Source organism: Ruegeria sp. BG10 (assembly GCF_056538575.1).
In genome coordinates, this window is the sequence record NZ_JBQFTI010000001.1 from 1,484,253 (window position 1) to 1,510,948 (window position 26,696).

General features: G+C 61.6%; 31 protein-coding genes and 1 tRNA gene. 17 read left to right on the top strand and 15 right to left on the bottom strand.

From position 1 onward, the window contains the following. Window positions 1–34 precede the first annotated feature (34 nt). The 3 genes from ACR0D8_RS07320 to ACR0D8_RS07330 all read right to left on the bottom strand — a co-directional run bounded on the left by ACR0D8_RS07320 (window position 35) and on the right by ACR0D8_RS07330 (window position 2,249). Window positions 35–919 (bottom strand): DMT family transporter, encoded by an 885-nt coding sequence (locus ACR0D8_RS07320; protein ID WP_480645516.1) that lies wholly within the window; start codon window positions 917–919, stop codon window positions 35–37. 138 nt (window positions 920–1,057) lie between these two features. Then, window positions 1,058–1,471, bottom strand: coding sequence for a Fur family transcriptional regulator (locus ACR0D8_RS07325; protein ID WP_475161288.1), 414 nt, complete (start codon window positions 1,469–1,471; stop codon window positions 1,058–1,060). 73 nt (window positions 1,472–1,544) lie between these two features. Then, on the bottom strand, window positions 1,545–2,249 hold the full coding sequence (locus ACR0D8_RS07330; protein ID WP_480645518.1) for an endonuclease/exonuclease/phosphatase family protein: 705 nt from the start codon (window positions 2,247–2,249) through the stop codon (window positions 1,545–1,547). A gap of 228 nt (window positions 2,250–2,477) precedes the next feature. Between ACR0D8_RS07330 and ACR0D8_RS07335 the strand changes: the two genes are divergently transcribed. Further along, entirely contained in the window at window positions 2,478–3,365 is an 888-nt protein-coding gene (locus ACR0D8_RS07335) for a DMT family transporter (RefSeq protein WP_480645520.1), read from the top strand. Between the two features lie 28 nt (window positions 3,366–3,393). Here the strand turns inward: ACR0D8_RS07335 and ACR0D8_RS07340 are convergent, their stop codons facing one another. Further along, complete coding sequence (locus ACR0D8_RS07340; protein WP_480646373.1) at window positions 3,394–4,812, bottom strand: protein adenylyltransferase SelO; 1,419 nt, start codon at window positions 4,810–4,812, stop codon at window positions 3,394–3,396. A gap of 85 nt (window positions 4,813–4,897) precedes the next feature. Between ACR0D8_RS07340 and ACR0D8_RS07345 the strand changes: the two genes are divergently transcribed. From ACR0D8_RS07345 to ACR0D8_RS07355, 3 genes are all read left to right on the top strand, one after another. After that, window positions 4,898–5,317 (top strand): cupin domain-containing protein, encoded by a 420-nt coding sequence (locus tag ACR0D8_RS07345; protein WP_480645522.1) that lies wholly within the window; start codon window positions 4,898–4,900, stop codon window positions 5,315–5,317. Between the two features lie 121 nt (window positions 5,318–5,438). After that, window positions 5,439–6,074 (top strand): hypothetical protein, encoded by a 636-nt coding sequence (locus ACR0D8_RS07350; protein ID WP_480645523.1) that lies wholly within the window; start codon window positions 5,439–5,441, stop codon window positions 6,072–6,074. Window positions 6,075–6,153: 79 nt separating this feature from the next. Next, window positions 6,154–7,044: a fatty acid desaturase gene (locus ACR0D8_RS07355; protein ID WP_480645524.1), complete on the top strand. Its 891-nt coding sequence runs from the start codon at window positions 6,154–6,156 to the stop codon at window positions 7,042–7,044. Here the strand turns inward: ACR0D8_RS07355 and ACR0D8_RS07360 are convergent. Beyond that, window positions 7,010–8,086, bottom strand: a complete 1,077-nt coding sequence (locus ACR0D8_RS07360; RefSeq protein WP_480645525.1) for an anhydro-N-acetylmuramic acid kinase — start codon at window positions 8,084–8,086, stop codon at window positions 7,010–7,012. The two genes, ACR0D8_RS07355 and ACR0D8_RS07360, sit on opposite strands and share 35 nt — an antisense overlap. A gap of 201 nt (window positions 8,087–8,287) precedes the next feature. On the opposite strand from ACR0D8_RS07360, the gene ACR0D8_RS07365 reads away from it, so the two are divergent. Continuing rightward, window positions 8,288–9,643: an MFS transporter gene (locus ACR0D8_RS07365; RefSeq protein ID WP_480645526.1), complete on the top strand. Its 1,356-nt coding sequence runs from the start codon at window positions 8,288–8,290 to the stop codon at window positions 9,641–9,643. Between the two features lie 91 nt (window positions 9,644–9,734). Further along, complete coding sequence (gene tyrS, locus ACR0D8_RS07370) at window positions 9,735–10,979, top strand: tyrosine--tRNA ligase (protein WP_480645528.1); 1,245 nt, start codon at window positions 9,735–9,737, stop codon at window positions 10,977–10,979. 84 nt (window positions 10,980–11,063) lie between these two features. Here the strand turns inward: tyrS and ACR0D8_RS07375 are convergent, their stop codons facing one another. Beyond that, window positions 11,064–11,942 (bottom strand): hypothetical protein, encoded by an 879-nt coding sequence (locus tag ACR0D8_RS07375; protein ID WP_480645529.1) that lies wholly within the window; start codon window positions 11,940–11,942, stop codon window positions 11,064–11,066. Between the two features lie 209 nt (window positions 11,943–12,151). Here ACR0D8_RS07375 and ACR0D8_RS07380 point away from each other — a divergent pair, with 209 nt between their 5' ends. Next, window positions 12,152–12,907 carry a 3-hydroxyacyl-CoA dehydrogenase gene (locus ACR0D8_RS07380; protein WP_480645530.1) on the top strand — a complete coding sequence of 252 codons (756 nt, stop codon included), beginning with the start codon at window positions 12,152–12,154 and terminating at the stop codon, window positions 12,905–12,907. A 9-nt stretch (window positions 12,908–12,916) separates the two neighbouring features. Further along, a complete protein-coding gene (locus tag ACR0D8_RS07385; protein ID WP_480645532.1) occupies window positions 12,917–13,471 on the top strand; it encodes a sugar O-acetyltransferase in 555 nt (184 codons plus the stop codon). Here the strand turns inward: ACR0D8_RS07385 and ACR0D8_RS07390 are convergent. After that, a complete protein-coding gene (locus ACR0D8_RS07390; protein ID WP_480645533.1) occupies window positions 13,452–13,790 on the bottom strand; it encodes a winged helix-turn-helix transcriptional regulator in 339 nt (112 codons plus the stop codon). The two genes, ACR0D8_RS07385 and ACR0D8_RS07390, sit on opposite strands and share 20 nt — an antisense overlap. 75 nt (window positions 13,791–13,865) lie before the next feature. Between ACR0D8_RS07390 and ACR0D8_RS07395 the strand changes: the two genes are divergently transcribed. Further along, complete coding sequence (locus tag ACR0D8_RS07395) at window positions 13,866–14,201, top strand: putative quinol monooxygenase (protein WP_480645534.1); 336 nt, start codon at window positions 13,866–13,868, stop codon at window positions 14,199–14,201. 47 nt (window positions 14,202–14,248) lie between these two features. Here the strand turns inward: ACR0D8_RS07395 and ACR0D8_RS07400 are convergent, their stop codons facing one another. From ACR0D8_RS07400 to ACR0D8_RS07410, 3 genes are all read right to left on the bottom strand, one after another. Beyond that, entirely contained in the window at window positions 14,249–16,057 is a 1,809-nt protein-coding gene (locus ACR0D8_RS07400) for an ABC-F family ATP-binding cassette domain-containing protein (RefSeq protein WP_480645535.1), read from the bottom strand. 41 nt (window positions 16,058–16,098) lie between these two features. Next, complete coding sequence (locus ACR0D8_RS07405) at window positions 16,099–16,833, bottom strand: GNAT family N-acetyltransferase (RefSeq protein WP_480645537.1); 735 nt, start codon at window positions 16,831–16,833, stop codon at window positions 16,099–16,101. A 98-nt stretch (window positions 16,834–16,931) separates the two neighbouring features. Next, the gene (locus ACR0D8_RS07410) at window positions 16,932–17,405 is read right to left on the bottom strand and encodes an outer membrane protein assembly factor BamE (RefSeq protein WP_480645539.1); all 474 of its coding nucleotides are present in this window, start codon (window positions 17,403–17,405) and stop codon (window positions 16,932–16,934) included. Between the two features lie 84 nt (window positions 17,406–17,489). Between ACR0D8_RS07410 and ACR0D8_RS07415 the strand changes: the two genes are divergently transcribed. The 8 genes from ACR0D8_RS07415 (at window position 17,490) to ACR0D8_RS07450 (ending at window position 22,815) form a co-directional block, all read left to right on the top strand. After that, window positions 17,490–18,026: a YceD family protein gene (locus tag ACR0D8_RS07415; protein ID WP_480645540.1), complete on the top strand. Its 537-nt coding sequence runs from the start codon at window positions 17,490–17,492 to the stop codon at window positions 18,024–18,026. 206 nt (window positions 18,027–18,232) lie between these two features. Then, a complete protein-coding gene (gene rpmF, locus ACR0D8_RS07420) occupies window positions 18,233–18,439 on the top strand; it encodes a 50S ribosomal protein L32 (RefSeq protein ID WP_068331762.1) in 207 nt (68 codons plus the stop codon). A gap of 23 nt (window positions 18,440–18,462) precedes the next feature. Further along, window positions 18,463–19,551 (top strand): phosphate acyltransferase PlsX, encoded by a 1,089-nt coding sequence (gene plsX, locus ACR0D8_RS07425; protein ID WP_480645541.1) that lies wholly within the window; start codon window positions 18,463–18,465, stop codon window positions 19,549–19,551. Between the two features lie 20 nt (window positions 19,552–19,571). Continuing rightward, entirely contained in the window at window positions 19,572–20,543 is a 972-nt protein-coding gene (locus tag ACR0D8_RS07430; protein ID WP_475161348.1) for a beta-ketoacyl-ACP synthase III, read from the top strand. Between the two features lie 96 nt (window positions 20,544–20,639). After that, window positions 20,640–20,942: an integration host factor subunit alpha gene (ihfA, locus tag ACR0D8_RS07435; protein ID WP_008755922.1), complete on the top strand. Its 303-nt coding sequence runs from the start codon at window positions 20,640–20,642 to the stop codon at window positions 20,940–20,942. Window positions 20,943–20,960: 18 nt separating this feature from the next. Then, window positions 20,961–21,536: a MerR family transcriptional regulator gene (locus ACR0D8_RS07440; RefSeq protein ID WP_480645543.1), complete on the top strand. Its 576-nt coding sequence runs from the start codon at window positions 20,961–20,963 to the stop codon at window positions 21,534–21,536. 61 nt (window positions 21,537–21,597) lie between these two features. After that, window positions 21,598–21,674: transfer RNA gene (locus ACR0D8_RS07445), tRNA-Pro, on the top strand. Between the two features lie 61 nt (window positions 21,675–21,735). Beyond that, window positions 21,736–22,815, top strand: a complete 1,080-nt coding sequence (locus ACR0D8_RS07450) for a 2'-deoxycytidine 5'-triphosphate deaminase (protein ID WP_480645545.1) — start codon at window positions 21,736–21,738, stop codon at window positions 22,813–22,815. Here ACR0D8_RS07450 and ACR0D8_RS07455 read toward each other — a convergent pair whose 3' ends face one another. From ACR0D8_RS07455 to ACR0D8_RS07475, 5 genes are all read right to left on the bottom strand, one after another. Further along, window positions 22,816–23,049: a hypothetical protein gene (locus ACR0D8_RS07455; RefSeq protein ID WP_480645546.1), complete on the bottom strand. Its 234-nt coding sequence runs from the start codon at window positions 23,047–23,049 to the stop codon at window positions 22,816–22,818. A gap of 63 nt (window positions 23,050–23,112) precedes the next feature. Beyond that, entirely contained in the window at window positions 23,113–23,769 is a 657-nt protein-coding gene (gene scpB, locus ACR0D8_RS07460) for an SMC-Scp complex subunit ScpB (RefSeq protein WP_475161359.1), read from the bottom strand. Next, window positions 23,762–24,556, bottom strand: a complete 795-nt coding sequence (locus ACR0D8_RS07465; protein ID WP_475161361.1) for a segregation and condensation protein A — start codon at window positions 24,554–24,556, stop codon at window positions 23,762–23,764. Before ACR0D8_RS07465 ends, scpB begins: the two co-directional genes overlap by 8 nt. After that, window positions 24,546–25,553 carry a beta-N-acetylhexosaminidase gene (nagZ, locus tag ACR0D8_RS07470; RefSeq protein WP_480645548.1) on the bottom strand — a complete coding sequence of 336 codons (1,008 nt, stop codon included), beginning with the start codon at window positions 25,551–25,553 and terminating at the stop codon, window positions 24,546–24,548. Before nagZ ends, ACR0D8_RS07465 begins: the two co-directional genes overlap by 11 nt. Next, complete coding sequence (locus ACR0D8_RS07475; RefSeq protein WP_480645549.1) at window positions 25,550–26,614, bottom strand: SPOR domain-containing protein; 1,065 nt, start codon at window positions 26,612–26,614, stop codon at window positions 25,550–25,552. The genes nagZ and ACR0D8_RS07475 overlap by 4 nt, the downstream gene beginning before the upstream one ends. Window positions 26,615–26,696: the final 82 nt, after the last annotated feature.

A 26,696-nucleotide genomic window follows, 5' to 3' on the forward strand; every position in this document is an offset into this window, starting at 1 on the left:
AGGGCGCGTGTTTGCGCCAACCTGCGACGATCCGTCAGGTCGCGGCAACCGCCATCTGTTGCGCCAGTCGCCGTTCGCGCAGAAAGGTGTAAAGCCCTGAACCGATGATCAGAGTCGCGCCGGCCAGTGTCATCTGATCCGGGCGTTCGCCGAACATCATCATGCCTGCCGCAATCGAAAAGACCAGCCGCGTATAGCGGAACGGGGTCAGGGCCGAGGCATCCCCAACCCGCATCGCGCTGACGATCCCGTAATAGCCCAGAACCCCGAACCCGATTGCGCCGATCAGCGGCCCAATCTGCCCGGTACCGAACGCGACCAGCGGTTGCGCGTTGAAGACGATCAGCGCCAGCCCGGCCAGCGTAACGGCCCCATAGGCCTGCAGGGCCACGACAGCCGAAGCCACGCGCGCGTCCAGCCGGCGCGTGATCAGGTCACGTGCGGCGATGGCGACGACGCTGGCGACCACAAACAGGGTTTCGGGCTGGAATCCGTCGAGCCCCGGTCGAATGATCATCAGAACGCCGACAAAGCCGACGCCGATGGCGCTCCACCGTCGCCAGCCGACCTGCTCGCCCAGAAATAGCGCCGCGCCCATGGTCACGGCCAGCGGCATGGCCTGAAACACCGCCGCAACGGTCGACAGGTCGACCAGAGCCAGCGCGGTGACAAAGGCCACGGCACCCACACCTTCGCAGGCGGCGCGGATCAGCGGCAGAGTCTGCCAGGCGGCGGCATCAAAAATGCGTTTGCGCGTGGCTACGGCCATGACCGCGAAGATCAAGCCGCATACCAGGCCCAGCACAACCATGATCTGACCGGTCGGAATGCTGACCGACAGGTGCTTGATGAACATATCCTCAAGCGCAAAAGCCGCCATCGCGCCGACGACCAGCAAAATGCCGTTTACGTTGTTCATGGTCGTGTCCGTTGAATCCCGCGGCCCGAATTGCCGCCACTAACCCGCACCAAAAGCGGAAGTCGCCCGATCTGGCAAGCGTTTTGAACGCAGGAAACATGATTTCCCGTGCGATAGCCGTTCGCGTTTTGTGATGGGTCAGTCCTGTTCCAGCGGAACGCCGTACAGTTCCAGCCGGTGGCCCTTTAGCTTGTATCCCAGCTTGGCGGCGATCTTTTCCTGCAACGCCTCGATCTCGGGATCGACGAATTCGATCACCTCTCCGGACTGCATGTCGATCAGGTGGTCATGGTGGTCGCGCTCGGCGTCTTCATAGCGCGCGCGCCCGTCGCCGAATTCCAGTCGCTCAAGAATCCCGGCCTCTTCGAACAGTTTCACGGTGCGATAGACGGTGGCGATGGAAATCCCGGAATCCACTTCCGAGGCGCGGGCATACAGTTCTTCAACGTCCGGGTGATCCTCGCTCTGCTGCAACACCTGCGCGATTGTGCGGCGCTGTCCCGTCATGCGCAGACCTTTGGCTTCGCAACGAGCGATGATCGTGTCGGACATAAGTGACCCTCGGCTTGGTTCGGTTCTCTGTCTTAATACGTCTGTGCGGCTGGCGCCACAGGGGAATTGCCTCTCAGGCGACCCGACGCAGGTCCGCCCAGACCGGCAGATGGTCCGAGGCGATATGCGCCGGACGCGCGTCGTGCACGCCATGGACCACCGCCTCAAGCCCGGTGCCCAGCGCGATCCGGTCCAGCGCGCCCAGGGGCTGCGCCGCCGGATAACTGGGCATCGGCGGCAGGAACCGCATGTCCGGGGCAAGGTGATCCAGAACCGGTTGCCGCGACCATTCGTTGAAATCCCCGGCCCACACCGTGGGCATGTGATCAAGGTCGGCGTCGCAACGCCGGATATGCGTGATCTGCTGACGCCGCGATGCGGGCAGCAGACCCAGATGCATTCCCATCACCCGAAGGGGGCCGATCTGCGTGTCAAACTCGACCCGCACAGCCCCCCGGGGTTCGAGCCCCGGCAGATCATGATGCCCGGTTTGCCGCACGCGGATCGGGTCGCCCCGCCAGATCACCGCGTTTCCATGCCAGCCCAGACTGCCCGCGCCGCCCAGATCGACGATTTGCCACCCTGCCTCGTCCAGCATGAAATGCGGCAGGGCAGCGGGACGCGGCGGCAGGCGCTTGTCGGCCTCCTGCAGCACAACGATATCGGCCTGCATGCTTTCGATCACCTGCAATATGCGCTGCGGCTGCCGCCGGAAATCAAGCCCGACGCATTTCTGAATGTTGTAGCTGGCAATGCGCAGGGTCGAGTTTGGTTTCATTGGGTTCCGGACAGACGATTGGCAGTAAAAGTGCCATGCTCGCCACGAGGCGCAACCCCATTTCGCGCAGCAAGGCGGTGCAATCTCCGAAGTTGTCGCGTTCTGCAACCTCTGCGCTCAGGAAGTGGGCAGGAAACGCGCGCGGCGGTTGTGCGGGGTGGTTTCGCTTGATCGCCGGTGCCCGAACGCTCTATCCCGGAACCGCGTGCCGCCTGTAACGGAGCAACAATGGCAACGAACGAAGCACGATCGGACAGCGGCACCTGGGCCAGCATCACCCTGGTGATCGGCGGTATGATGTGGGGCCTCTACTGGATTCCGGTCCGGTTCTTTCTTGACCTCGGGCTGACCGGCCCCTGGCCGGGGATCGCGATGTACACATCGGCACTGATCGTGCTTGTTCCGCTGATCTGGCGCGACCGGCTGTCATTGGCCCTTCAGTGGCGCGACCTGATGATCAGCGGGATGTTCACGGGGGCGGCCTTCAGCCTCTATTCGATCAGCCTGGTCTACACCGAGGTCGTCCGCTCGATCCTGCTGTTTTACCTGACCCCGATCTGGGGAACGATTCTGGGCGTGCTGTTTCTGGGCGAGCGTCTGAGCGTCGGCCGCATCGCCGGGCTGATTTGCGGGATCGGAGGGTTGTTCGTCGTTCTGGGTGGCGCGGGGTTCGTGCCCTGGCCACAAAACACAGGCGACTGGCTGGCGCTGGCATCGGGGGTTTGCTGGGCGCTTGGGACGCTGGGTCTGTACAGGGCCGGCAATATATCGGTCTCAGGTCAGGTCTTTGCTTTTGTCCTCGGCGCGCTGATCCTGTCTCTGTTCGGTCTGGCCTTTTTACGCGGACCTGTTCTGCCCGAGATTGACGAGGCGCAGTATCTTTGGGTTCTGCAATTCGTCGCCTTGTCCGCCCTCTACATCCTGCCGATGGTGTTCATGACGATCTGGCCGGCGACCAGGCTGTCCCCGGCCCGCGTCGGGTTGCTGCTGATGAGCGAGGTGATCGTCGGCTTGGCCTCAGCCGCGGCGCTGTCAGGCGAACCCTTCGGGTTACGAGAGTTGCTGGGCGCCATCCTGATCGTCAGCGCCGCAGTGCTGGAGATTATGCGCGCATAGCGGACACTTCGAACGACCAGCGTCAGCCTTATGTCCCGCAAAATGTCGCATGAACAACTTCGTTCTGTGTCGGGGGGCGCGTCAGGTCTGCGGCGTCGGGCTGGTCCTCATAGGGGCGCGACAATACCGCGTTCAGCCGGTGGAACGGTTCGTAATCCCCCAGAACTGCAGCCTGTATCATCTGCTCGACCCGGTGATTGCGGGGAATGAAGGCCGGGTTGGCCGATGCCAGAACGCAGGCTGGATCATCCTCGCGCGTCAGACGCGCGTTCCAGCCCTCCGCCCAGCCATCAAACGCCTCCGGGTCGGTGAACTGATCCCGCGCGCTGTCCTTGCCCAGCGCACGGAACGTGTTGGTGAAATCGGCCTGATTCCGGGCCATTCGCACCAGCAGGTCCGAGATCAGCTCGGAATCGCCCTCTTCCTCTTGCAAAAGCCCGAGCTTCGCCCGGAACCGCGCCAGCCAGTTTTCCTGCAGCAAGTCGGGCATGGCGTGCACGATCTCGGTCGCTTCTTCCACGGCTGCTTCTTTGTCATCCATCTGCTGGATCAGCGCTGTGGCCAGTTGCGCCGCGTTCCACACTGCGATGTCAGGCTGGTTGGAATAGGCATACCGCCCCATCCGGTCGATTGAGCTGTAGACCGTGTTGGGGTGATAGCTGTCCATAAATGCGCAGGGGCCGTAATCAATGGTTTCTCCGGCAATCGAGCAATTGTCCGTGTTCATCACCCCGTGAATGAACCCCACGCTCATCCACTGCGCAATCAGCCGCGATTGCGCCTCGACCACCGCGCGCAGCAGGCCCATTGGTCCTTCGACACCGGGATAGTGGCGCGCGATGGCGTAATCCGTCAGGCGGCGCAGGCTGTCCATTTGCCCGCGCGCGGCAAAGACCTGAAACGTGCCGACGCGCAGATGGCTCTGGGCGACGCGGGTCAGCACGGCACCGGGTAGCGGCCCCTCGCGCAGAACGCTCTCGCCGGTTTCGACGGCGGCCAGCGCCCGTGTGGTCGGGATGCCCAGCGCGTGCATTGCTTCGGAGACCACATATTCGCGCAGCACCGGACCCAGCCATGCGCGCCCGTCACCCTGCCGGGAAAACGGTGTCGGTCCGGAACCTTTCAACTGAATATCCCGCCGGATACCATCAGCCCCGACCGTTTCGCCCAGCAGAACGGCGCGCCCGTCCCCAAGCTGCGGGTTATAGCTGCCGAACTGATGACCCGAGTACAGCTGCGCAATCGGTTCGGCCCCTTCGGGCAGCGCGTTCCCGGCGAAGGCGTCGGCCATCTCGTGCACGTCGCCCGGAGTGACGCGCAAGATCCGTGCCAGATCATCGTTGAACGCAATCAGTCGCGGCGCGCACACGGGAACCGGGGCCTGTCGCGCAAAAAAGCTGTCGGGCAGGCGGGCGTAGCTGTTGTCAAACGGGATCATCAGGGTCATGTGGCAAACATATTCCTCATCCACACGAATACCATAGCGGATCGCGCGGCCCCGTGCATAATCACCCGAAATCCACGAGGGGCCTATGACCGCACAAGAGATCATCGATCACCTGAATCTTCAGCGCCATCCCGAAGGCGGCTGGTTCCGTGAAACATGGCGCGCCGATAACGAGGGCCGCGCCACCGGCACCTGCATCTATTTCCTGCTGCAGGCCGACGAGTGCAGCCACTGGCACCGCGTCGACGCGACCGAGATCTGGCTTTATCATGCCGGGGCCACGCTGATCCTGTCGTTAAGCGCCACGGAACAGGGCCCTGCCCGCGATCATCTGCTCACCCCCGATCTGACTGAGGGCGCACCGCAGCTGATCGTGCCGCGCGATCACTGGCAAGCGGCGCGTTCGACCGGAGAGTATACGCTGGTCAGTTGTACCGTCTCACCGGGGTTCGAGTTCGAGGGGTTCGAACTGGCCGAACCGGGCTTTGATATTCCGCGCGGGTAAGCCCGCAACCTATGGCAGATAAACCACAATTTTTTACCGCGCCAAACCCGGCCGGTTACGCTGGTGCGGAATGCGTGCCAGCCTGACCAGGCATTATTTCAATCATTTGGACCTTCCCGCGATGACGGAACCGAACCACCGCGAGCATCATCTGAATTACGTCGGAATGCGTGCAAACCGCGACGTGCAAAAGATATTCATGTGGCTGAAACTCGGTCTGGGCACCGTTGGGTTACTGGTCACTGTCGGGTATTTCTTTCTGAGCAACGACAATATCGGCAGCGAAGCGGGCGCCTATGTTTTCATCTCATTCATTCCCCTGATTGTCCTGATCCTCGGCCTGATCGACCTGTTCACCCTCAGCCTGTCGAAACTTGTTGAAAACCGCATGCGCCGGAACGACCGCCTTGGCCGCAGCAACAGAAGGCACCTTGTTGTCGTGACGATCGGCGGGTTCGTTTTGCTGCATCTGCTGATGATCAAATTTCTTGGAAGCGGATATCTTTTCAAGGTGCTGACGCCCGGGCCCGATGGATACAACGCCACCGGGCTATTTCTTGTCCTGACCCCATACGCCGCATTTGCGGGTCTGATGCTGTATAACTGGATGACCCCCGAAGCCGGACCAACCGACCTGCCCGAAGAGGAAGAGGTCGCGCTGGCAGAAAAGAAACGTCGCTCACTGCGTCTGGCCATATTGGGCATCAACGCCGTCGCCGCGGTTATTGCGGTTGGTATTATCTATTTCTTTGCCTGAATGAGCCGGGGTATCCGGCACGAGTTGACCATCGCTGAAACCGGCTGGGACGGGCATGGGAATTGTGCAAGGGTGAGGCATGGATCATCGCACCCTCATCGCTTCGCTTCCACCCGAAGCGAAGGACCGCCTGCAAACCCGGTCAGATACAGCCGGGCTCGGGCATCTGGCGCTTTTTGGCGCTGCGCTTGCGGTGACCAGCGCCTGCATCGTCGCCCGGGTTCCGCTTTGGCCCCTGTTCCTGTTGCCGCAGGGCATATTGTTGGTCTTTCTGTTCACGCTCAGCCATGAATGCACTCACAAGACCCCGTTTCGCACCGCATGGCTGAATGACGCGGTCGGGCATCTGGCCGGGGTCCCGATTGCCCTGCCCTTTGTTTGGTTCCGGTATTTTCACCTGGCCCATCACAAATGGACCAATCATCCGCAAAACGACCCGGAACTGGACGGCAAGCCCAGACCCGACCACTGGCCCGCGCTGCTGGTCTATCTCAGCGGTTTGTCCTATTGGGGCGGTAACCTCCGCGTCCTGCTGCGCAATGCCTTCGGCGTGATTGACGCGCCGTATCTGCCTGGACGGCAACACCGCGCGATGCGATGGGAAGCGCGCGCCTTGCTGATCGCATACGCGGTCGCCGCGGTCAGCCTGTTCTATTCGCCGCTTCTGCTCTGGCTCTGGCTGATACCGGTGCTTGTGGGCCAACCCTTCCTCCGGCTTTACCTGTTGGCGGAACACGGACTTTGCCCACCCGTCGCCAATATGCTGGAAAACTCACGCACGACCTCCACCAATCGAATCGTCCGGTTTCTGGCCTGGAACATGCCCTATCACGCCGAGCATCACGCCTTTCCCAATGTGCCCTTTCACCAGCTGCCGGCGCTGCACCGCTGGACCCGGGCGCATCTGAAATCCACGTCAGAGGGGTATTCCGGGTTTACGGCAGACTATGTGCGGTCGCTGGATCACTGATCACGCCGCCGCCGACCAGCGCCTTCACCCCTGTCGTACCGGGGCAAGAGGTCGGCAACCCGCGCGCCACGCGGACCGCGAGATAGGCAAACGCCTGCGCTTCCAGCATATCGCCATCCAGCCCGACCACCTCGACCGGCTCAACCGGGCAGTCCAGCGCCACGCGCAGCATCTCCATCAAAACCGGATTGCGGCGCCCACCGCCGGTGACCAGCACGCGCGACGGCGGCTTGGGGCAATGCTCCATCCCCTGCACCACACCTGCCGCGCACATACCGGTCAGCGTGGCGACCGCGTCGGCATTGCCCAGTTCCCGGACCAGTCCGATCATCTCGGCAAAGTCGTTGCGGTCCAAAGATTTGGGCGGCATCCGGGTAAAGAAGGGTTCGGCCAGAAATAACTCCAGCGCACCGGTTTCGACCGTACCGCCCCGCGCGACCGCACCGTCGCGGTCCATCGGCAGACCCAGCCGCGCCTGCATCAGGTCGTCGACGGGTGCATTGGCGGGACCGGTGTCGAATGCCAGCAGCGCACCGGGCGCTTCGGGGCCGTTATAGCTGGGGTCAACATAGGTCAGGTTCCCCACGCCGCCGAGGTTCAGGAAACACAGCGGCGCGTCGGCCCCGATCCATTTGGCGCAGGCAAAATGAAAGAACGGCGCCAGCGGCGCGCCCTCGCCGCCCATGGCCACGTCATCGCTGCGGAAATCCCAGACGACGGGAATGCCCAGCGCCTGCGCCAGCCCCTTGCCGTCGCCCACCTGCAACGTGCCACGCCCGCGCGGATCATGCGCAAGGGTCTGGCCGTGACAGCCGATCAGATCGATATCTTCGAATTCGGACAACACTTCGGCATGGGCAAAGGTGACCAGTTCGGCGGCCTTGTCTACGGCGCTGCCGTGCCACTGCCCCTGCGCGTCGCGCAGATCAGCGCGTTCGGCATCGGAATAGGCGCGATAGGCGGTGGGGCCAAATCGGATGATCCTGTGCCCGTCGGTCTCGACCACGGCTGCATCCACACCGTCCATTGACGTACCGGACATTGTTCCCAAGGCTCTGATCGCCCCGACTTTCCTGCTGGCCCGGTTCACGCTTACCTCATTTGTCTTGTGTACTGCCGCCCGGCTCAACCGGTACGGCGCGCCAAACCTGCCCTTACAACCGGTGGCAACGCAAGCCACATCGCGCAACCGGGGCGTATTTTGGCGCCGATTGCGCGCATGAAACCACAGGAGCTTTGCACTGTGCTGTTCGCGACAGTTGCGCGAAATCGCTGCCTGAGTAACCATTACCCCAATCCCACCCGCGAAAATCAGGCGCAACCCAAAACGGCCATGACGGAAACCAGAACACAAAAGCAGCCCTCGGACGGCCGCAACTATCAACTGATCTTCTGGTCCGGCTCGCTGGCGACGATCGGTTCGCAACTGGTGAACCCGAATCTGGTGCTGCCGTTCCTGTACCTTGCCCTGGGGGCACCGACATTCTTCGCCGGCATGTTGCTGCCTTTCGTGACAGGCTCGCGCCTGATTGCCGAGATTTTCATGTCGCCCTTCGTCAACCGCGTGACACGGGCAAAGCTGGCGGTCTACATCCCCAATATTCTAACGGCTGCGATTTTGGCTGTGGTCGCCCTTTTCGCGACCGGCCTGCCCAAGGTGATGATTGTGCTGTTGTTCCTGATGACGGCAGTGATCATGGGGCTGTGTCAGGGGATCACCAGCCTGGGCACCAGCCAGATCTACGGCATTTCCATCCCCGAGGAAAAGCGCAACCGGATGGTGTTCGCGCAGGCCACTATTTCCGGCATTCTGGCCATTCTTGTCGTCTGGATCACGCGCGACCTGCTGGCCTCGGACCAGCCCATACAGCGCCACATTGTCGTTCTGTGGTGCGGTGTCTTTGCCATGTTTGCCGCCGGCATAAGCTTTGCCGGCGTCCGCCTGCTGGAAGAGGAACAGGCCCGCACCCCCGGCCCGAAACAGAAACCCAGACCGCTGGCGGAACTGGCAACCGGCTTCAAAACCGGTATGGCCTATTCCTGGTACCGAAAATTTCTGATGGCGCGCCTGATCTTTGTTTCGGTGGAACTGGCCATGCCGTTCTACACGATCCACGCGGCCACGTTCCACGTGGGCACCAAACACTCCCTCAGCTATTTCGTTATCGCGGCCAGCCTTGGGATGGTGATCGGGTCCGTCCTGTGGGGTTGGCTCAGCGGGCGTATCTCGGTCAAACCGGTAATGTGGCTGGGATGCCTGATCTCGACCCTGTCTGCGGTTCTGGCGCTGGTCTTCACTCTGCTTGGCTACGCGCAGGACGTATGGCTTTACGCGCTGGTCATCCTGCTGCTGTCACTGGGGGGCAACGGGGTGATCTATGGCCGCTACCTCTACGTCATCGAAATGACGTCGAAAAAAGAACGCCCCTATCTTGTTGCGCTTGGCGATGTCAGCGCCGGTCTGGTGGGCATGGTCTTTGCCGCGATCCTTGGCGCGGTGGCGCATCTGCACGATCCGGTGACACCGATTTTCGCCCTTGCGGCCCTGAACCTGCTTGCCATGCTTTTCGCGTTCCGCATGCCACCGACCAAAAGCTGAAACTTGCGCATTTTTCTTGATTAAGGTGGCTTTTCCTTACCCGGCCCGCCGCCTATACAGTGCCCCGCAACATCAACCCAAAGGGCACGATATGACCTACCACCCCAAATCGGATTTCATCGCCACGATGATCGAGCGCGGCTTTCTTGCCGACTGCACCGATTATCAGGGCCTTGACGACGCGCTGATCAGCGGGGTGCAGACGGCTTATATCGGCTATGACGCCACGGCGCAGTCGCTGCATGTGGGTCACCTGATGAACATCATGGTGCTGCGCTGGCTGCAGAAAACCGGCCACAAGCCGATCACACTGATGGGCGGCGGAACGACCAAGGTGGGTGACCCCTCGTTCCGGTCGGACGAGCGCCCCCTGCTGGGCCCCGACCAGATTGCCGCCAATATCGCCGGCATGCAGAAGGTCTTTGCCAATTACCTGTCCTATGATGACGGTGACACCGGCGCGCTGATGCTGAACAATGCCGAGTGGCTGGACAGCCTGAACTACCTCGATTTCCTGCGCGATATCGGGCGGCATTTCTCGGTCAACCGGATGTTGTCGTTCGAATCCGTGAAATCGCGGCTGGATCGGGAACAGTCGCTGAGTTTCCTCGAATTCAACTACATGATCCTGCAGGCGTATGACTTCCTGGAGCTGAACCGTCGCTATGGCTGCGCGCTGCAGATGGGGGGGTCGGACCAGTGGGGCAATATCGTCAACGGCGTCGATCTGACCCGGCGCGTGCTGGAACACGAGGTCTACGGCTTGACGACGCCGCTGCTGACCACCAGCGACGGGCGCAAGATGGGCAAATCTCAGGGCGGTGCGGTCTGGCTGAACGGCGACATGCTGAGCCCCTATGAATTCTGGCAGTTCTGGCGCAACACGACTGACCCCGATGTCGGCCGGTTCCTGAAGATTTTCACTGAACTGCCCGTCGATGAATGCGACCGTCTGGCCGCGCTGCAAGGGTCCGAGATCAACGAGGCCAAAATCCGCCTCGCCAACGAGGTCACTGCCCTGCTGCACGGGGCCGAAGCCGCGACTACGGCCGAAGCCACCGCCCGCGAAGTCTTTGAAAAAGGCGGTGTTGGGGGCGATCTTCCGACCGTGACCCTGTCTGTGGATGACCTGCCGGCCTCGATCGTTCAGCTGATTGTCAAAACGGGTCTGGCAAAATCCGGCAAAGAGGCCAAGCGCCTGATTGCCGAGAATGGCGCCAGACTGGACGATGCACCGCTGACAGATGCGGGGCTGATGATCGACGCAGGCGCGCTGTCCTCACCAATAAAACTGAGCGCCGGGAAAAAGCGCCACGCTCTGGTTCAGTTAGGCTAGCAAACACCCGATCAATACGCTGACGGCCACCCGATTGGGTGGCCGATTTCCTTTCTGACGCTGTGCCGGCGCGGCGCGCTGGGTTTACCGCTTGCCGCCTTTGCCGCCACCGTGACCACCCTTTCCGTCGCCGCCCTTGCCGCCACCTTTACCGTCGCCGCCCTTGCCGCCGCCTTTTCCGTCGCCTTTGCCGTCGCCATTACTGCCGCCGTTTCCGTGGCCGCCGCCGCCGTTGCCAGAGCCGTTGCCGTGACCGTTATTTCCTCCGCCGTTTCCGGTGCCCGGACCCGATCCGCCGTTGTTGCCGCCGCCGTTTCCGTTATTCCCACCGTTTCCGTTTCCATTGCCCGGGCCGCCATTGTTGCCGCCATTGCCATCGCCGTTGCCCGGTCCGCCGCCCCCGTTACCGGGACCACCGCCGCCATCGCCAGGACCGCCTCCATTTCCGGGGTCGCCACCACCACCGTTACCAGGGTCGCCGCCACCATCACCAGGACCACCACCGTCACCGGGGTCGCCGCCGCCGTCACTGGGACCGCCACCACCGTCACCGGGGTTTCCACCTCCGCCGCCACCGCTGCCGCCACCAGAGCCCGATCCGCCTCCGTTACCCGGATCGACCTGCGAAAGCTGCTCGCTGCTGCGGTTTTCTCCGGGCGTTCCCGACGTGCTGATTGACCCGGTCGGCTGATCTGTCAGCAGCGCGGCCAATCCGGGGCATTGCGCGCTGGTATTGCGCAGTGTCGTCGCGAAATCCGACCTGCTTTGCAGCCGCTCCAAAAAGCTTGGGGTTACGTGGGTGCATTCGCACATCGTTGCGTAATCGCCGCGATTTGCGGCGTCCCGCGCGGTTTTCCAGTTACATATCTCGGGCGCAGAAGCAGCGGCCCCACCGGCCGTCACTATCGCCAGAACGGGCGCTGCGACCAACGCGGGAAATCCAACTTTGACACTCTTGACCATACCATTTCTCTCCTTGTCCGGCGTCTGTGAGACGCGTCAAATCACTGGTATCGATGTGAGACCTGCGCATTAAGCAACGCTGAAGATCACCTGAGAAAACCTTGAGAAACGGCATTGGCCCCCATTATCGCGTGTCAATTTTGTGGACAGGATCGCAACTTCCGGATTAAATGAACACACGTTCATATCCCGGAAAGAAGGAGCCCGCCATGCAACTCACCACCACTGCTGCGGTCATAACCGGCGGCGCGTCGGGTCTGGGCGAAGCCACTGCCCGCCATTTTGCCGACCAGGGCGCGCAGGTTACCATCCTCGATCGCGACGCCGAGCGCGGCGCACAGGTTGCCGCGGATATCGGCGGCCATTTCGCGCAAACGGATGTGACAAACGAGGAGTCGGTGAAGGCGGCCATCGCGCATGCGATGGACAGGATGGGCCGGATTACCGCCACCGTGAACTGCGCCGGGATCGCTTATGGCATCAAAACGGTGGGCAAGGACGGCCCACACCCGCTGGACGCGTTTCAGCGCACCATCGACATCAACCTGGTCGGCACGTTCAACGTGTCACGCCTGGCGGCGGCCGAAATGGCAAAAAACGAACCGGAACCCGACGGTGCGCGCGGGGTGATCATCAACACCGCCTCGATCGCCGCCTTCGATGGACAAAAAGGCCAGGCGGCCTATGCGGCGTCAAAAGGCGGTGTGGTGGGCATGACCCTGCCAATGGCCCGTGATCTGGCCTCGACCGGTATCCGGGTTATGGCGATTGCGCCCGGAATTTTCATGACCCCGATGCTGGCCGGTCTGCCGGAAGAAGTTCAGCAGCAACTGGCCGCCGACGTTCCCAACCCGGCCCGCCTTGGCGATCCGAACGAATACGGGCGTTTGGCCGGGTTCATCGTCGAAATGGGATATCTGAACGGAGAGGTCATCCGGATCGACGGTGCCCTGCGCATGCGCTAGACCTTGCCCATGACCGAGCGCGAGAAGATGAAAGCCGGCGAGTGGTATTGCTGCCTTGATCCCGAACTGGATGCGCTGCGCGCGCAGGCGCGCCGTGCCGTTCACGCCCATAACACCTGCCCGCCAGATGACCGGGGGCAAATCGCGCCTGAACTGGCGGCGCTGCTTGCCGACATCGGACGGGATTGTTTTGTCGAGGCCCCGTTTCACTGCGCCTATGGGCTGAACCTGTCGCTGGGTGACCGGGTCTATCTTAACGCGGGTTGCGTGGTGCTGGACACGGCACCGGTGCGCATCGGCAGCGACACGATGCTTGGCCCGACGGTGCAAATCTACTGCGCCGAACATGCCAAGGACCCGACCTTGCGCGCGCAGGGACTTGAGGTCGCGCATCCGGTAACGATCGGGAATAATGTCTGGATCGGGGGCGGTGCGATCCTCATGCCGGGTGTTACCATCGGCGATCATGTCATCGTTGGCGCCGGCAGCATCGTCACCAGGGACGTCGCGCCCGGTGAAACAGTTGTCGGCAATCCGGCCCGCCCTATTCAGCCGCGCCCATGACCCGGGTCTGCCCCCATTCCCCCAGCGCTTCGATCACCGGGCGCAGCGCCAGCCCCTTATCTGTAAGGCTGTATTCGACCTTGGGCGGCACCTCGGGATAGACCTTTCGATAAACGATTCCGTCCGCTTCAAGTTCGCGAAGCTGTTTGGTCAGGCTGCGCTGGGTCACTGTTCCCAGCGCCCGCGACAGGGCGTTGAACCGCATCGTTCCGCCCAGAAGGTGGTAGATCACCAGACCTTTCCACTTGCCTGCAATCTGTTCCAGACCGGCCTCGACCGGACATCCGCCGCTGCAGTCATACCTGTCGAACCGATCCATCAGACGCCCCCATTTGGACAGTATACAAATGATGTGTAATGGCACAAATAGTGCGTACTTGCGTGAATTACAGCTATGTCACATATCCGGGGTCATCGCAATCTGAACCCCGAAGGACAGACCATGATCCTGACCATCCTCGCCCAGATCACCGCCGAACCCGGCAAGGAAGACCTTGTGCGCGCCGAGTTGGAAAAGCTTATCCCGATTACCCGCGCTGAAGAAGGTTGCCTGCAATACGACCTGCATGTCGACAACTCCAACCCCGGCTTCTTTGTTTTCTATGAGAACTGGCGGAACCGCGAATTGTGGCAAACCCACATGAACGCGCCTCACCTGGCCGCCTATATGGAAGCCACCGACGGCGCGGTTGCTGCATTCACGCTGAATGAGATGTCGGGCATCGGGTAACTTGTCGGCCCGAGGGCGGAACCGCCGCCGCGACTGCGGAAGCGCAATCAGCCGCCCTCGGCCTTTTCCTCTAGCGTCAGCCATTCTTCCTCGGCCGCGGTCAGTTTCTCCTGTCGTTCAACCAAGGCTTCTGTCGCCTTCTGAAACTTGACCGGCTCGCGGGTGAACAAATCCGGATCGGACATTAGCTCTTCCAGCTTGCCGATTTCCGCTTCAAGGCGTGCAATTTCGGCGGGCAGCTTATCCAGACGGTGTTTTTCCGAGAAGGAAAGGCCCGGCTTCGATTGGCTTTCGTGCTTTACTTTCGGCTTAGAAGACTTTGTCTTTTCGACATTATTTTTCGCCAAATCGCCCCGCTGGGCGATGTAGTCAGACCATCCGCCTGCATAGACGGTCGCGCGGCCATTGCCTTCCATCGCAATGGTCGTCGTGGCAACGCGATCCAGAAAATCGCGGTCGTGACTGACCAGCAGAACGGTGCCGTCATAGTCGTCCAGCAACTCCTGCAAGAGGTCCAGCGTCTCGACATCGAGGTCATTCGTAGGTTCGTCCAGCACCAGAAGGTTCGAGGGTCTGGCCATCAGCTTGGCCAGCAGCAGCCGCGCTTTTTCCCCGCCGGACAGGGACTTGACCGCCGCTCTTGCCTGACGCTCGTCGAACAGAAACTCCTTGAGGTATCCGACCACGTGCTTGGGCTGGCCCCCGACCATCACCTGATCCGCCTTGCCCGACACCCGCATCTCGGGGTCTCCGGTCAGGCTGTCCCACAGGGACATCTCGGGGTCCAGTTGCGCGCGGCTCTGGTCAAAGACCGCGATTTCGAGGTTGGTGCCCAGCGTTACCGTGCCTTCGTCCGGTTCGACCTGCCCCAGAAGCATCTTCAGCAACGTGGTCTTGCCGACACCATTCGGGCCGACAAAGGCCACCCGGTCACCGCGCTGCGCCAAAAGATCGAAGTTTCGCACGATCTGCTGTGCATCAAAGGACTTTGACAAACCCTTGGCCTCAATCACTTTTCGCCCGGATTTCGGGCCGGACTCCAGCGCCATGGCGGCCGAACCCTGACGTTTGATTTGCGCCGCTTTCTCCGCCCGCAACGCCTGCAAAGCGCGCACCCGCCCCTGATTGCGCTTGCGGCGCGCGCTGATACCTTCCACCGCCCACCGGGCCTCGGACTTGATCAGGCGGTTCAGCTTATGCCTCTGCTGATCTTCTTCTTCCCAAACTTTGTCGCGCCAGGTTTCGAACGCTGCGAACCCCTGCTCCTGCCGACGCACCGCGCCGCGGTCGATCCACAGCGTCGCGCGCGTCAGGGCACGCAGAAAGGCGCGGTCATGTGAGATCAGCACAAAGGCCGCCCGTGTGGCCCCCAACTCTCGTTCCAACCAGGCGATGGCCTCGATATCCAGATGGTTGGTCGGCTCGTCCAGCAGCATCAGGTCGGGCGCCTCGGCCATCAGCTTGGCGAGCGCCGCGCGCCGCCGTTCCCCGCCCGAGGCCGTCTCGACCGCGCGGGACGGGTCGAATTTCAGCCCTTCGCCGGCCCGCTCGACCTTATAGAGCTCGCCCGGCTCCAACCCGCTCGAAGCATAGTCGCCCAGTGTGGCAAACCCCTCCATTCCGGGGTCCTGCTCCATGTAACCTACTGACTTTCCAGGCGGAACAACGATGTCGCTATGATCGGGCTCAACCAGCCCGGCCATCACTTTCATCAAGGTGGATTTGCCCGAGCCGTTGCGCCCAACCAGCGCAACGCGGTCACCCGGCTGCACCACCAGATCCAGCTCGGAGAACACCGGATCACCCCCGAAGGTCAGGGAAATGCCGGACATCTGCAACAAAGGAATTCTCGCCATGCCCGCCAGCTAAACCGGCAGGCGCAGGGCGTCAACGGCGATTACCCGGCCACAGACCGCAACAGCCGTTTGCGCGCAGGGGGAATTGCCCCGATCTCCAACCCGGTGAACACATGCAGCGTGTTCATGTGGCGGTCGACCACCGCATGGTCGCTGACCCAGCCCCCCATCATCAGATAGGTGCGCAGCAAGGGCGGCATCCGCAGCATCGCCTTTTTGGCGTCAGGCCGGCGGCGCAAACGGGCCGCAAACCGAAATACGTCTGGTGCCTTGACCCGTGGTAACCAGCGTTTGGGGGCAAGATGCCTGTGCTTCAGCATTGCAAACGCGTCCAGATATTCCGACGTCTCGGTCCCCGCGAAAGACGAACAGCCAAACAGCATTTCAACGCCGTTCTGATCCACGTATGAGGTCATGGCGCCCCAAGCGACGCGCAGAATGTCCGGGTCTGTCCAGTCCGGGTGCACGCAGAACCGTCCCATCTCAACCATCCGCCCGCCGAAATCCTCCAGCGCCGAAAGATCATAGAACTGGGCCGAGTAGCTGCGGCCGATTTCACCGCCGTTCTCCATCGTCAGCATCCGGAAACAGCAGACCAACCGCCCACCTTCGCGCATATCTTCGACCAGAATATGAGCGCAGACCGGGTCGAATTCGTCCTGATCGGTCTGTTCCGTTCCAAACGCCAGCGTCCGCAGCCGTTGTGCAGACACGACATCCTGTGGCGTCCGCGCCAGCCGCGCGCGATATCGGCCTTTGCCAAGCAATAGTGCCATGGTCGCATCCTCCGGGGTTGCTGACCCGAGTCATCTTGCCGTGTTCCTACCACAAGACGTGTGACTGTCCTGTGACCATAACAAGATCTGGCTAAAAATTAATTGGCGCCGGGGATATTGGCCGGGTTGAAGTTGCCGATATTACCAAGGATCTGACGCAGGAAGCCCTGATTTTCGATCGTCGACTCGGTCACCCGGCGATCCAGCTGCACGACCACGCCGTCCTCAAGACCAAACCTTTCGATATTGCGCACGACCCCGCGGTCATCAAAGCTGATCGCGACCAGCTCGCGCGAGACCACTTCGGGCCGTTTGGGGCCATAATGGCGAATGCGCGAGCGCACGTAATAGAACCCGGAATCGCGCACCACGCCAGAGGAACTGGGCGCGCCAACGGCTTCAACCACGGTGTCGCGGGTATCGACGCCCACCTTGATCTCGGCCAGATCCTCGGGCGTCGGGACATATCCGTGATTCTTGAAGACCGGCGAGCACGCGGCGGCAACTGCCAGACAGGCCGCAAAGACAAGCGTTTTCGACGCTGGTTTCAACCCGTTCACAACCTTCAACATTTACACCCTCTTGCCTTGGACCCTTGCGGCCCCTATCCGATTACAGAAACCGCAGCCCCGGTTCAACACAGGAAAGGGTCACGAATGAGCAACCAGACATCTCTGCGGGTGGCCGACCTGCCCCAAAACGCGCCGACACCCTTCGATCTGCGCCCTGATGCCAAGGGCCTGGACGCAATCAGAGCGGATCTGGACCTTCTGGGTCTGCGCAAGCTCAGCTTTGTGGGTGACGTAAGGGCACAAGGCAAGCGCGACTGGATATTGAAGGGCAAACTGGGGGCCACGGTGATTCAGCCCTGCGTCGTGACGCTGGAACCGGTCACCACGCGGATCGACATCCCGGTGACCCGGGTCTTTCTGGCCAATTGGCAGGACCCCGATGAGCCCGAGTTCGAAATCCCCGAGGGAGACGAGACCGAAAAGCTTGGCGCGGAGATCGACCCCGCCCTTGTCATGACCGAGGCGCTGTCGCTGGCCCTGCCGCAATATCCGCGCAAGGACGGGGCGGAACTGGGTCAGGCTGACTATACCGAACCGGGAAAGCAGGCGATGACGGACGAAGACGTCAAGCCGTTCGCCGGGCTGGCAGGATTGCGCGACGCGCTGAAAAAAGACGAGTGACATAGGTCTGTTTTCCTGTCATAGCAGGCGCTCAGAAAAATCGCTTGAACATGTCGAGAATCGCAGTATTTTCGCGCGCTCATCGGAATTTGGGTTGGACATTGCGGGGCTCGTCCCCTAAACGCGCGTCAAACCACGAGAAAAACGAAGAATGAAACCCGGCTGGCAGCGAATCTGCTGGCCCTTAGTAGACAAAGGTTGAGACCATGGCCGTCCAACAGAACAAAGTTTCCAAGTCGCGTCGCAACAACCGCCGCGCACACGACGCTCTGGTTGCTGCAAACCCGAACGAATGCCCGAACTGCGGCGAGCTGAAGCGCCCGCACCACGTCTGCGCAGCCTGCGGCCACTATGATGACCGCGAAGTCGTCGCTCAGGCCGACGAAATCGACCTGGACGAAGACGCGGCCTAAGCCTTTAAAAGCGCAGGCCAGGCATGACAGAACAGCCCACGCAAACCGGACGGATTACAATTTCGGTTGACGCTATGGGCGGAGATTCGGGGCCCGCTACTGTTGTGGCGGGCATTGCCAAATCGGCAAACAAGAACCCCGACATCGCGTTCATCCTGCACGGGCCTGAACAGATACTGAGCAAACTTGTCGCCAAACGGCGTGTCCTGCAGGGGCGCGTCGTTTTTCGTGATTGCCCCGACGTGGTCACGATGGAGGACAAGCCCAGCCAGGTTGTCCGCAGCGGCAAGCAGACCTCGATGTGGTCGGCGCTGGAATCGGTGCGTCAGGGCGAAGCGCATGGCGCCGTTTCCTGCGGCAACACCGGCGCGCTGATGGCGCTGTCGATGATGCGGTTGCGCAAATTGCCGGGTGTGAACCGCCCGGCGATTGCGATTCTGTGGCCGTCACGCAACCCGCAGGGGTTCAACGTGATGCTGGACGTGGGCGCGGATGTGCGCGCCGACGCCAAGGACCTGCTGCAATTTGCGCTGATGGGTGCGTCCTATGCCCGTAACGGTATGGCGCTGGAACGTCCGCGTATCGGTCTGCTGAATGTCGGCACCGAAGAACACAAGGGCCGCGCCGAGCTTAAAGAAGCCCACGCGATGATCGCGGATTTCGCGGAGCCTGCGAATTTCGATTTTGTCGGGTTCGTCGAAGGCAGCGATATTCCCGGCGACAAGGCCGATGTCATTGTTACCGATGGGTTTACCGGCAATGTCGCCATCAAGACCGGCGAAGGCACCGCCAGCCTGATCGGGGACCTGTTACGTGAGGCGTTCAAGTATTCGCCTCTGTCCCGTCTTGCCTCGGTTCTTGCGATCACATCGTTGCAGCGCCTGAAAAAACGCATCGACCCGCGCCGTGTTAACGGCGGGGTTTTCCTTGGCCTCAACGGCACCGTCGTCAAATCGCATGGCGGCGCCGACGCGACCGGAGTTTCAGCGGCAGTCAAGCTGGCCTTTACCCTGGCCCAGTCGGGATTTGCCGAAAAATTGGCGGCACGGGTTGCATCGACAGCCGAGCTTGCACAAGATGCCGCCCACGCGCCGCCAAAGGCGGGCGAATAACAAAAAGGCAGTACCCCAGCATGGCAGGCCGTTCAGTTGTAGTAGGTGTCGGACATTATTTGCCAGAGCGCATCGTTCCGAATGCTGAGTTTGAAAAGACGCTCGATACGTCGGATGAGTGGATCAGAACCCGCTCGGGTATCGAACGGCGCCATTTTGCAGCCGACGGGGAAACCACGTCGGATCTGGCCACGAACGCGGCCGAGGCCGCGCTGGCCGATGCGGGGCTGACGTCGGAAGACATCGACGCCATTGTTCTGGCAACGTCGACCGCTGATCTGACCTTCCCTTCTGCCGCGACAATGGTTCAGGCGCGTCTGGGCATGACGAAAGGCTTCGCCTTTGACGTACAAGCCGTTTGCGCCGGGTTCGTTTTCGCGCTGAGCAACGCAAATGCGCTGATCCTGTCCGGTCAGGCCAAACGCGTTCTGGTTATCGGGGCCGAAACATTCTCGCGAATCATGGACTGGTCGGACCGATCCACATGCGTACTGTTCGGTGACGGGGCCGGCGCGCTGGTGCTCGAGGGACAGGACGGTGAAGGCACCGCGCAGGATCGCGGCATCCTGGCGACCGACCTGAACTCGGACGGGCGGTATAAGGACCTTCTCTATGTGGATGGGGGCGTCTCGACCCAGTCGACCGGCCATCTGCGGATGCAGGGCAATCAGGTCTTCCGCCATGCGGTTGAAAAGCTTACCAAAACGGCGGAAACTGCCTTGCAGAACGCGGGCTTGACCAGTGCCGATGTGGACTGGATCGTGCCACATCAGGCAAATATCCGTATTATTCAGGGCACTGCCAAGAAAATGGGCCTGCCGATGGAAAACGTGGTGGTCACCGTTCAGGATCACGGCAATACCTCGGCCGCATCCATTCCGCTCGCCCTGTCCGTTGCCAAACAGCGTGGTCAGATCAAACAGGGCGACCTGATCGTGACCGAAGCCATCGGTGGCGGGTTGGCCTGGGGCTCGGTTGTCCTGCGCTGGTAACCGGCGCAATTCGGCTTACACACACAGCCGCAATTCATTGATATTGACAGCGAATTTCCCGCCACCATATGCTCTGGTATCAACAGGGGAAATGGCATGGGCGATAAAACACTGACCAGAATGGATCTGAGCGAGGCCGTCTTTCGTGAGGTTGGCCTGTCACGCAACGAAAGCGCGCAGCTGGTTGAAAGCGTTCTGAACCATATGTCGGACGCGCTGGTTCGTGGCGAACAGGTCAAGATTTCTTCTTTTGGGACCTTCAGTGTTCGTGACAAAACCGCCCGTATCGGCCGTAACCCCAAGACCGGCGAAGAGGTTCCGATTCAACCCCGCCGGGTTCTGACCTTCCGCCCGTCGCATCTGATGAAGGATCGCGTCGCCGCAGGGAACCGCAAGTAAGATCAGGACGGCACGGTCATGAGCAAGTCCCCCGACGCCTTTCGCACGATCAGTGAAGTAGCGGATTGGCTGGGCGTTCAGGCTCATGTGCTGCGATTCTGGGAAAGCCGGTTCAGTCAGGTCAAACCTGTGAAACGCGCCGGCGGCCGGCGATATTACCGGCCCAACGACATGCGCTTGCTGGGCGGCATCAAGAAACTGCTGCACGAAGATGGCATCACGATCAAAGGGGTCCAACGCATCCTGCGCGAGCAGGGCGTGGCGCATGTCGCCTCGCTGTCGCAGAGCCTTGAGGACGCGGCCGAGCCTGCTCCGTCGCCAAATGACAGTGTGGTTGTGCCGTTTTCGGCCAAGCCTGCCCCTGCAAGTGAACAGATTGATCTGGACCTGGGTGAAGCCAAGCCAGTGGCCGCACCGGCCGCGCCACAAAGCCCAGAACCGGAATACCTGGACGAAAGCCCCTTGCTGGGCGGAATCGCCACGCAAGCCTGGAACCGGACCGATTTTGACGACCAGTTGCTGCGGCAGATTGCGCCGGTGGCAAAAGACCTGCGCGCCGTTCTTGACCGGATCGAAAACCGAACGGCGGGATAAGAAAAAAGGCGATGATTTCCTCTTGCCCCCGCCGGGAAAGTCTTTATGAACACTCCAACGTCGGGCTATGGCGCAGCCTGGTAGCGCGTCCGTCTGGGGGACGGAAGGTCGCAGGTTCGAGTCCTGCTAGCCCGACCAAATCACACCGACGTTTATGGCACACAGGCCAGATCCCGCTCTGGCATCATGGGGGATCGGAATGACCGGCGTATGCCCGAACCAGCAGATCGAAGGCATGATTGCACGCGGTGAGATCACCGCCAGCCCCGAAATCATCCCCGCACAGGTTCAGCCTGCCAGCCTTGATTTGCGTCTGGGTACAGTGGCTTACCGGGTGCGCGCGTCGTTTCTGGCGGGCGAAAGCCGGTCGGTCGCGGATCGTCTGGCCGAGTTTGAGATGCACCGCATCGACATCACCGATGGCGCGGTTCTGGAGAAGGGTTGCGTCTATCTGGTGCCGCTGATGGAATCGCTCGCCCTGCCGAACAGCGTGACTGCCGTGGCCAATGCCAAAAGCTCAACCGGGCGGCTCGATCTGCTGACCCGCACGATCACCGATGGCGGAACCGAGTTCGACCGGGTGCCCGCAGGCTATACCGGCCCGCTTTATGCCGAAATCTGCCCGCGTTCCTTCTCGGTGCTGGTCCGTCCAGGGATGCGGCTGAACCAGATCAGGTTCCGGCAGGGTCAGGCTGTTCTCAGCGATGGCGAACTCACCGCGCTGCATTCCCAGTCGCCGCTGGTCGATGGCCCCGCCGTCATTCAGGACGGGCTTGGGTTTTCGGTCGATCTGCAACTGCCCGACACCGACCTTGTCGGCTATCGCGCAAAACCACATACCGGCGTGATCGATCTGGACCGGATTGGCGAATACGACCCACAGGAATACTGGGAAGAGGTGCGCACCACCGACGGCCGCATCATTCTGGACCCCGGCGCGTTCTATATTCTGGTCAGCCGTGAAGCGGTGCATATCCCGCCCATGTACGCGGCCGAAATGGCCCCCTATCTGGCAATGGTCGGCGAATTCCGGGTTCACTACGCCGGCTTTTTCGATCCCGGTTTCGGCCATGCAGAGGCCGGCGGCGCCGGCTCGCGCGGCGTGCTGGAGGTTCGCTGCCACGAGGCACCCTTTGTGCTGGAGCACGGTCAGGTCGTCGGACGGCTAGTCTATGAGAAGATGGCCGAAATGCCCACGCAGCTATATGGCGCGGGCATCGCGTCGAACTATCAGGGACAGGGGCTGAAACTGTCCAAGCATTTCAAAGCGGTCGGCTGATCAGAATTTCATGAACCGGCGCATCTGGCGGGTCATCCGCTGCGCCTGCTTCATGCTTGGGGCGTGGTGGCCCGTATTGCGTTGTTCCGCGTCAGAAGGGCTGGACGCAGGCGCATTCGTGTCCGATTTGCGCCCCATGCGGCTCGCCATGTCAAAGCCCTTGTCGACACCCTTTGTCACAAGACGCCGCATGACCTGACGCACAATCATGTCGATGATCCGATTGGCATTCATTGCACAACTCCGTTTCCTGACCTCAACATACGTGAAATTTGCGGCTACAAAAGGGCCGCGCGATCACTCTTCCTCGAACAGTTCTGTCTGGTCTTCGTCGTTTTCGTCTTCCTGCCCCTCGCCCAACGGGATCGTGCCCGGCGGTGGTCGGTTTTCCAGCAATCCGGCCGCGCGCAATTCCTTGAGACCCGGCAGATCGCGGGCGTTTTCCAGTCCGAAGTGATCCAGAAATTGCGGCGTTACCACAAAAGTCACCGGACGGCCGGGCGTCATGCGACGGCGGCCCAGACGGATCCATTCCATCTCCAGCAACTGGTCGATGGTTCCGCGCGATACCGAGACACCGCGAATTTCCTCGATCTCGGCCCGGGTGCAGGGCTGATGATAGGCGACGATGGCCAGCGTTTCGATCGCGGCGCGGCTGAGTTTTCGGGTCTCGACCGTTTCCTTTTGCATCAGGAACCCCAGATCCGGCGCGGTGCGAATGGCCCAGGCTTCGCCCACACGGACCACGCGCACACCGCGCCCTTCATAGCGTTTCTGAAGCATTTCAACCGCTTGCGCCGCGTCGCTGCCATGGGGCATCCGCGCCTCCAGGTCGGTGATCGTCACCGGTTCGGCACTGGCGAACAAAACAGCCTCGACCATGCGTTCCTGTTCCGCCATCGGCGGCGCCTCGAACAGGGTGCCGGTGCCTTCGTCTTGGGGGGCGTCAGTCACGTGTGTCGGTCCTCTTGCGCAGATGGATCGGGGCAAAGGTCTCGCTCTGCTTGATCTCCATATGTCCTTCTTTCACCAGTTCTAGCGAGGCCGCAAAGGTCGCCGCCGTGGCCGACCTGCGGCGCACCGGGTCGGCATCCCAACCGTCGGGCAAATAGGTCTCCATATCGGTCCAGGTGCCCGCAAACCCGATCAGAGGGCGCATCCGCTCCAGCGCCTGCTCCATGGTAAACACGGCGTCGCGGTCCATCACAAAGGGGCGGAATTCGTCGCGGGTTCGAATGCGGGCATAACCCTGCATCAGATCCAGCAGGGTCGCTGAATAAGTCACGGTACGGATGCGGGTGATATCCTCACCCTGCCCGCGCTTGAAGAAATCGCGCCCCAACTGGTCGCGTGCCATCAGACGCGCAGCGGCATCGCGCATGGCCTGAAGGCGTTCCAGCTGGAAGGCCAGATGCGCGGCCAGTTCCTCGCCCGACGGGCCTTCGTCATCCGGGTCAGGTGGCAGCAGCAGACGGGATTTCAGGAACGCCAGCCAGGCGGCCATGACCAGATAGTCCGCCGCCAGTTCAATCCTCAGCGCCCGGGCCTTTTCGACAAAGGCCAGATATTGCTGTGCCAGTGCCAGAACCGAAATTTTCCGCAGGTCGACCTTTTGCGTGCGCGACAGCATCAACAGCACATCGAGCGGGCCTTCGAACCCGTCGACATCCACGATCAAGGCTTCGGCCGCAAGACGATCCGCGACCGAGACCGGGTCTTCGCTGAAAAGGTTATCGTTCATACACCTGCCCGCCCATTAGGGCAGATAGTTCCGCCTCGGCCGCAGGGATGTCAAGTTCCTGCGGGGCATTGCGCATGGCCAGTGCCCGTTCTGCGCGGGACTGCGCCTGATCCGACATTTCGCCGGCAGCCTCCAGTACCCTTGCGCGCGCCTCGAACGATCCGTTGCAATGCAAAACCACGTCGCATCCTGCGGTCAGCGCCAGACGGGCAATCTCGTCAGGCGCGCCGCTCAGCGCCTTCATCGAGATATCATCGGTCATGATCAGACCGTCGAAGCCGATATTCTCGCGGATCAAACCGATCATCGTGGCCGAGATCGTGGCAGGCTGCGGATCGATCCGGTCGTAAACCAGATGCGCGGTCATCCCCATCGGCAGATCGTTCAGGGCGCGGAACGGTGCGAAATCAGCCTGTTCGAGCGCGTCCGGCGTCAGGTCGACATGGGGCAGGTCGTGATGGCTGTCCAGCGTGGACAGCCCGTGCCCCGGCATATGTTTGATAATAGGCAGCACACCGCCGTCTAGATGCCCGTTCGCAACCGCGCGGCCAATCCCGGAAACCTTAAGCGGATCTGCGCCATAGCAACGGTTCCTGAGAAACGGGTGCGTCTCCTGCCGTGCCAGATCCACCATCGGCGCACAGTTGCTGTCGATGCCCAGCTCGAACAGTTCATTTGCGATCAGGCGATAGCGCAGATACATGGCGCGCTCGGCCTGATCCCCCGCACGCGCGGCATGATCCAGCGGCGGCATCCACTCGCGCGCCAGCGGGGCGCGCAGGCGCTGAACCCGGCCGCCCTCCTGATCGATGGTGATCGGGCAGTTGCGGCCCACCGCCTCGCGGAAGTCATCGCACAGGGCGCGGACCTGATCCGAGCTTTCGATATTGCGGGCGAACAAAATGAACCCAAACGGGTTCATTTCACGGAACAGCTTCTTTTCCCCGTCCGTCAGGCGCAGCCCTTCGGCATCGGTGATCGCGGCACCGAATGTCACCGCACGGCAACCGGGATACAGTCAGCCCCCTGCGCCACCAGCGCTGCGCAGAACTGACGCGAGTCACTCAGATCTGCGAACCCAAGAACGCGCAGACGGTAAAAGGTGCGTCCGCCGCTTGAAGTTTTCTGGATAACGCGCTGTTTTCCATCCATATATTCGCCGAACCGTCCGTTCAGACGATCCCATTCCGCACGCGCCACATCCGCGCTTTCATAAGCACCAAGCTGCGCCATACGCGTACCTTTGGGCAATGCGTTGGGGTCGATATCCAGACCTACGGCAGCTTTGACCGCGGCGTTGATTGCGGCTTCGGTGTTGCTGTTCGATGCAACCCCGCTGGGCGTCGCCCGCGCCGGACGTGTGATCGGGCGTAAGGACCGGCGCACCCCCGGCAGCGCGGCAAGCTCCGGATCCGGCAGTTGCGCGGCCAGATCAGCAGGATCAATCGCGGGCTCTTCCTCGGGTGTGGAGAGTGCGGGCAGTTGCACACCCTGCGCGGCAGGGTCCTCAATCCCGGCGGCCTCGCCGGCCAGTTCAGCGACCAGCGCATCAACCGCGCCCTGCCGGAGTTCGGCGGCTTCCTGATCGGATATCTCTTCTTCGACCACATGGACAGCTTTGGTCGGCTTCAGGGGTTCAACCGGCGTGTCTTCATCCGTCAGAGAGACCGGCCGCGGCGCAAGGATCAGGCGATCCGCCGGCGGCGCAGCGGTCCCAACCGCTGCAACGGCGTTAACAGCCAGACCCTGATGATCGGCAGGTGTTCCGCCAGGGTTTTCGGGCTGTATGCGCATCGGACCCTCGATGGCGCGCACCACAGGCACACCGCTCACGTCCCGCATTACCAGCTTGTAACCCCAGAGCCCGATCCCGGCGACCAGCGCCAGTGAAGCGAAAGCCCCCATTGCGTTGACAATACGCCCCAGACCCGAGGTCCACGGCGCTTCCTCATACCCCTGCATTTCATCTGAATACGCGTACCCATCCTGTGGATGTGGCTGATTCGTGTAATGCATCTGCTCGGGGCGCATCTGCCCCGAGTAATCGTAACTTGCCATTTCCGCCTCACCGCCCGATTCACGCCGGAAAACAAGGCGTGCGGGTCATTTCTTGCCTACCTCAAACCGGTGCTTCGGGCGG

What these genes read in the sequence shown, in the direction of transcription:
- ACR0D8_RS07450 (WP_480645545.1), top strand. Translation starts at nt 21,736, where the DNA reads ATGACCGGCGTATGCCCGAACCAGCAGATCGAAGGCATGATTGCACGC.
- rpmF (WP_068331762.1), top strand. Translation starts at nt 18,233, where the DNA reads ATGGCCGTCCAACAGAACAAAGTTTCCAAGTCGCGTCGCAACAACCGC.
- tyrS (WP_480645528.1), top strand. Translation starts at nt 9,735, where the DNA reads ATGACCTACCACCCCAAATCGGATTTCATCGCCACGATGATCGAGCGC.
- ACR0D8_RS07340 (WP_480646373.1), bottom strand. Translation starts at nt 4,812, where the DNA reads ATGACCCTGATGATCCCGTTTGACAACAGCTACGCCCGCCTGCCCGAC.
- ACR0D8_RS07320 (WP_480645516.1), bottom strand. Translation starts at nt 919, where the DNA reads ATGAACAACGTAAACGGCATTTTGCTGGTCGTCGGCGCGATGGCGGCT.
- ACR0D8_RS07415 (WP_480645540.1), top strand. Translation starts at nt 17,490, where the DNA reads ATGAGCAACCAGACATCTCTGCGGGTGGCCGACCTGCCCCAAAACGCG.
- ACR0D8_RS07330 (WP_480645518.1), bottom strand. Translation starts at nt 2,249, where the DNA reads ATGAAACCAAACTCGACCCTGCGCATTGCCAGCTACAACATTCAGAAA.
- ihfA (WP_008755922.1), top strand. Translation starts at nt 20,640, where the DNA reads ATGGGCGATAAAACACTGACCAGAATGGATCTGAGCGAGGCCGTCTTT.
- ACR0D8_RS07465 (WP_475161361.1), bottom strand. Translation starts at nt 24,556, where the DNA reads ATGAACGATAACCTTTTCAGCGAAGACCCGGTCTCGGTCGCGGATCGT.
- ACR0D8_RS07390 (WP_480645533.1), bottom strand. Translation starts at nt 13,790, where the DNA reads ATGGATCGGTTCGACAGGTATGACTGCAGCGGCGGATGTCCGGTCGAG.
- ACR0D8_RS07410 (WP_480645539.1), bottom strand. Translation starts at nt 17,405, where the DNA reads ATGTTGAAGGTTGTGAACGGGTTGAAACCAGCGTCGAAAACGCTTGTC.
- ACR0D8_RS07455 (WP_480645546.1), bottom strand. Translation starts at nt 23,049, where the DNA reads ATGAATGCCAATCGGATCATCGACATGATTGTGCGTCAGGTCATGCGG.
- ACR0D8_RS07325 (WP_475161288.1), bottom strand. Translation starts at nt 1,471, where the DNA reads ATGTCCGACACGATCATCGCTCGTTGCGAAGCCAAAGGTCTGCGCATG.
- ACR0D8_RS07440 (WP_480645543.1), top strand. Translation starts at nt 20,961, where the DNA reads ATGAGCAAGTCCCCCGACGCCTTTCGCACGATCAGTGAAGTAGCGGAT.
- ACR0D8_RS07375 (WP_480645529.1), bottom strand. Translation starts at nt 11,942, where the DNA reads ATGGTCAAGAGTGTCAAAGTTGGATTTCCCGCGTTGGTCGCAGCGCCC.
- ACR0D8_RS07395 (WP_480645534.1), top strand. Translation starts at nt 13,866, where the DNA reads ATGTCACATATCCGGGGTCATCGCAATCTGAACCCCGAAGGACAGACC.
- ACR0D8_RS07360 (WP_480645525.1), bottom strand. Translation starts at nt 8,086, where the DNA reads ATGTCCGGTACGTCAATGGACGGTGTGGATGCAGCCGTGGTCGAGACC.
- ACR0D8_RS07350 (WP_480645523.1), top strand. Translation starts at nt 5,439, where the DNA reads ATGACGGAACCGAACCACCGCGAGCATCATCTGAATTACGTCGGAATG.
- ACR0D8_RS07405 (WP_480645537.1), bottom strand. Translation starts at nt 16,833, where the DNA reads ATGGCACTATTGCTTGGCAAAGGCCGATATCGCGCGCGGCTGGCGCGG.
- ACR0D8_RS07385 (WP_480645532.1), top strand. Translation starts at nt 12,917, where the DNA reads ATGACCGAGCGCGAGAAGATGAAAGCCGGCGAGTGGTATTGCTGCCTT.
- ACR0D8_RS07475 (WP_480645549.1), bottom strand. Translation starts at nt 26,614, where the DNA reads ATGGCAAGTTACGATTACTCGGGGCAGATGCGCCCCGAGCAGATGCAT.
- plsX (WP_480645541.1), top strand. Translation starts at nt 18,463, where the DNA reads ATGACAGAACAGCCCACGCAAACCGGACGGATTACAATTTCGGTTGAC.
- ACR0D8_RS07345 (WP_480645522.1), top strand. Translation starts at nt 4,898, where the DNA reads ATGACCGCACAAGAGATCATCGATCACCTGAATCTTCAGCGCCATCCC.
- ACR0D8_RS07355 (WP_480645524.1), top strand. Translation starts at nt 6,154, where the DNA reads ATGGATCATCGCACCCTCATCGCTTCGCTTCCACCCGAAGCGAAGGAC.
- ACR0D8_RS07430 (WP_475161348.1), top strand. Translation starts at nt 19,572, where the DNA reads ATGGCAGGCCGTTCAGTTGTAGTAGGTGTCGGACATTATTTGCCAGAG.
- ACR0D8_RS07335 (WP_480645520.1), top strand. Translation starts at nt 2,478, where the DNA reads ATGGCAACGAACGAAGCACGATCGGACAGCGGCACCTGGGCCAGCATC.
- ACR0D8_RS07400 (WP_480645535.1), bottom strand. Translation starts at nt 16,057, where the DNA reads ATGGCGAGAATTCCTTTGTTGCAGATGTCCGGCATTTCCCTGACCTTC.
- ACR0D8_RS07380 (WP_480645530.1), top strand. Translation starts at nt 12,152, where the DNA reads ATGCAACTCACCACCACTGCTGCGGTCATAACCGGCGGCGCGTCGGGT.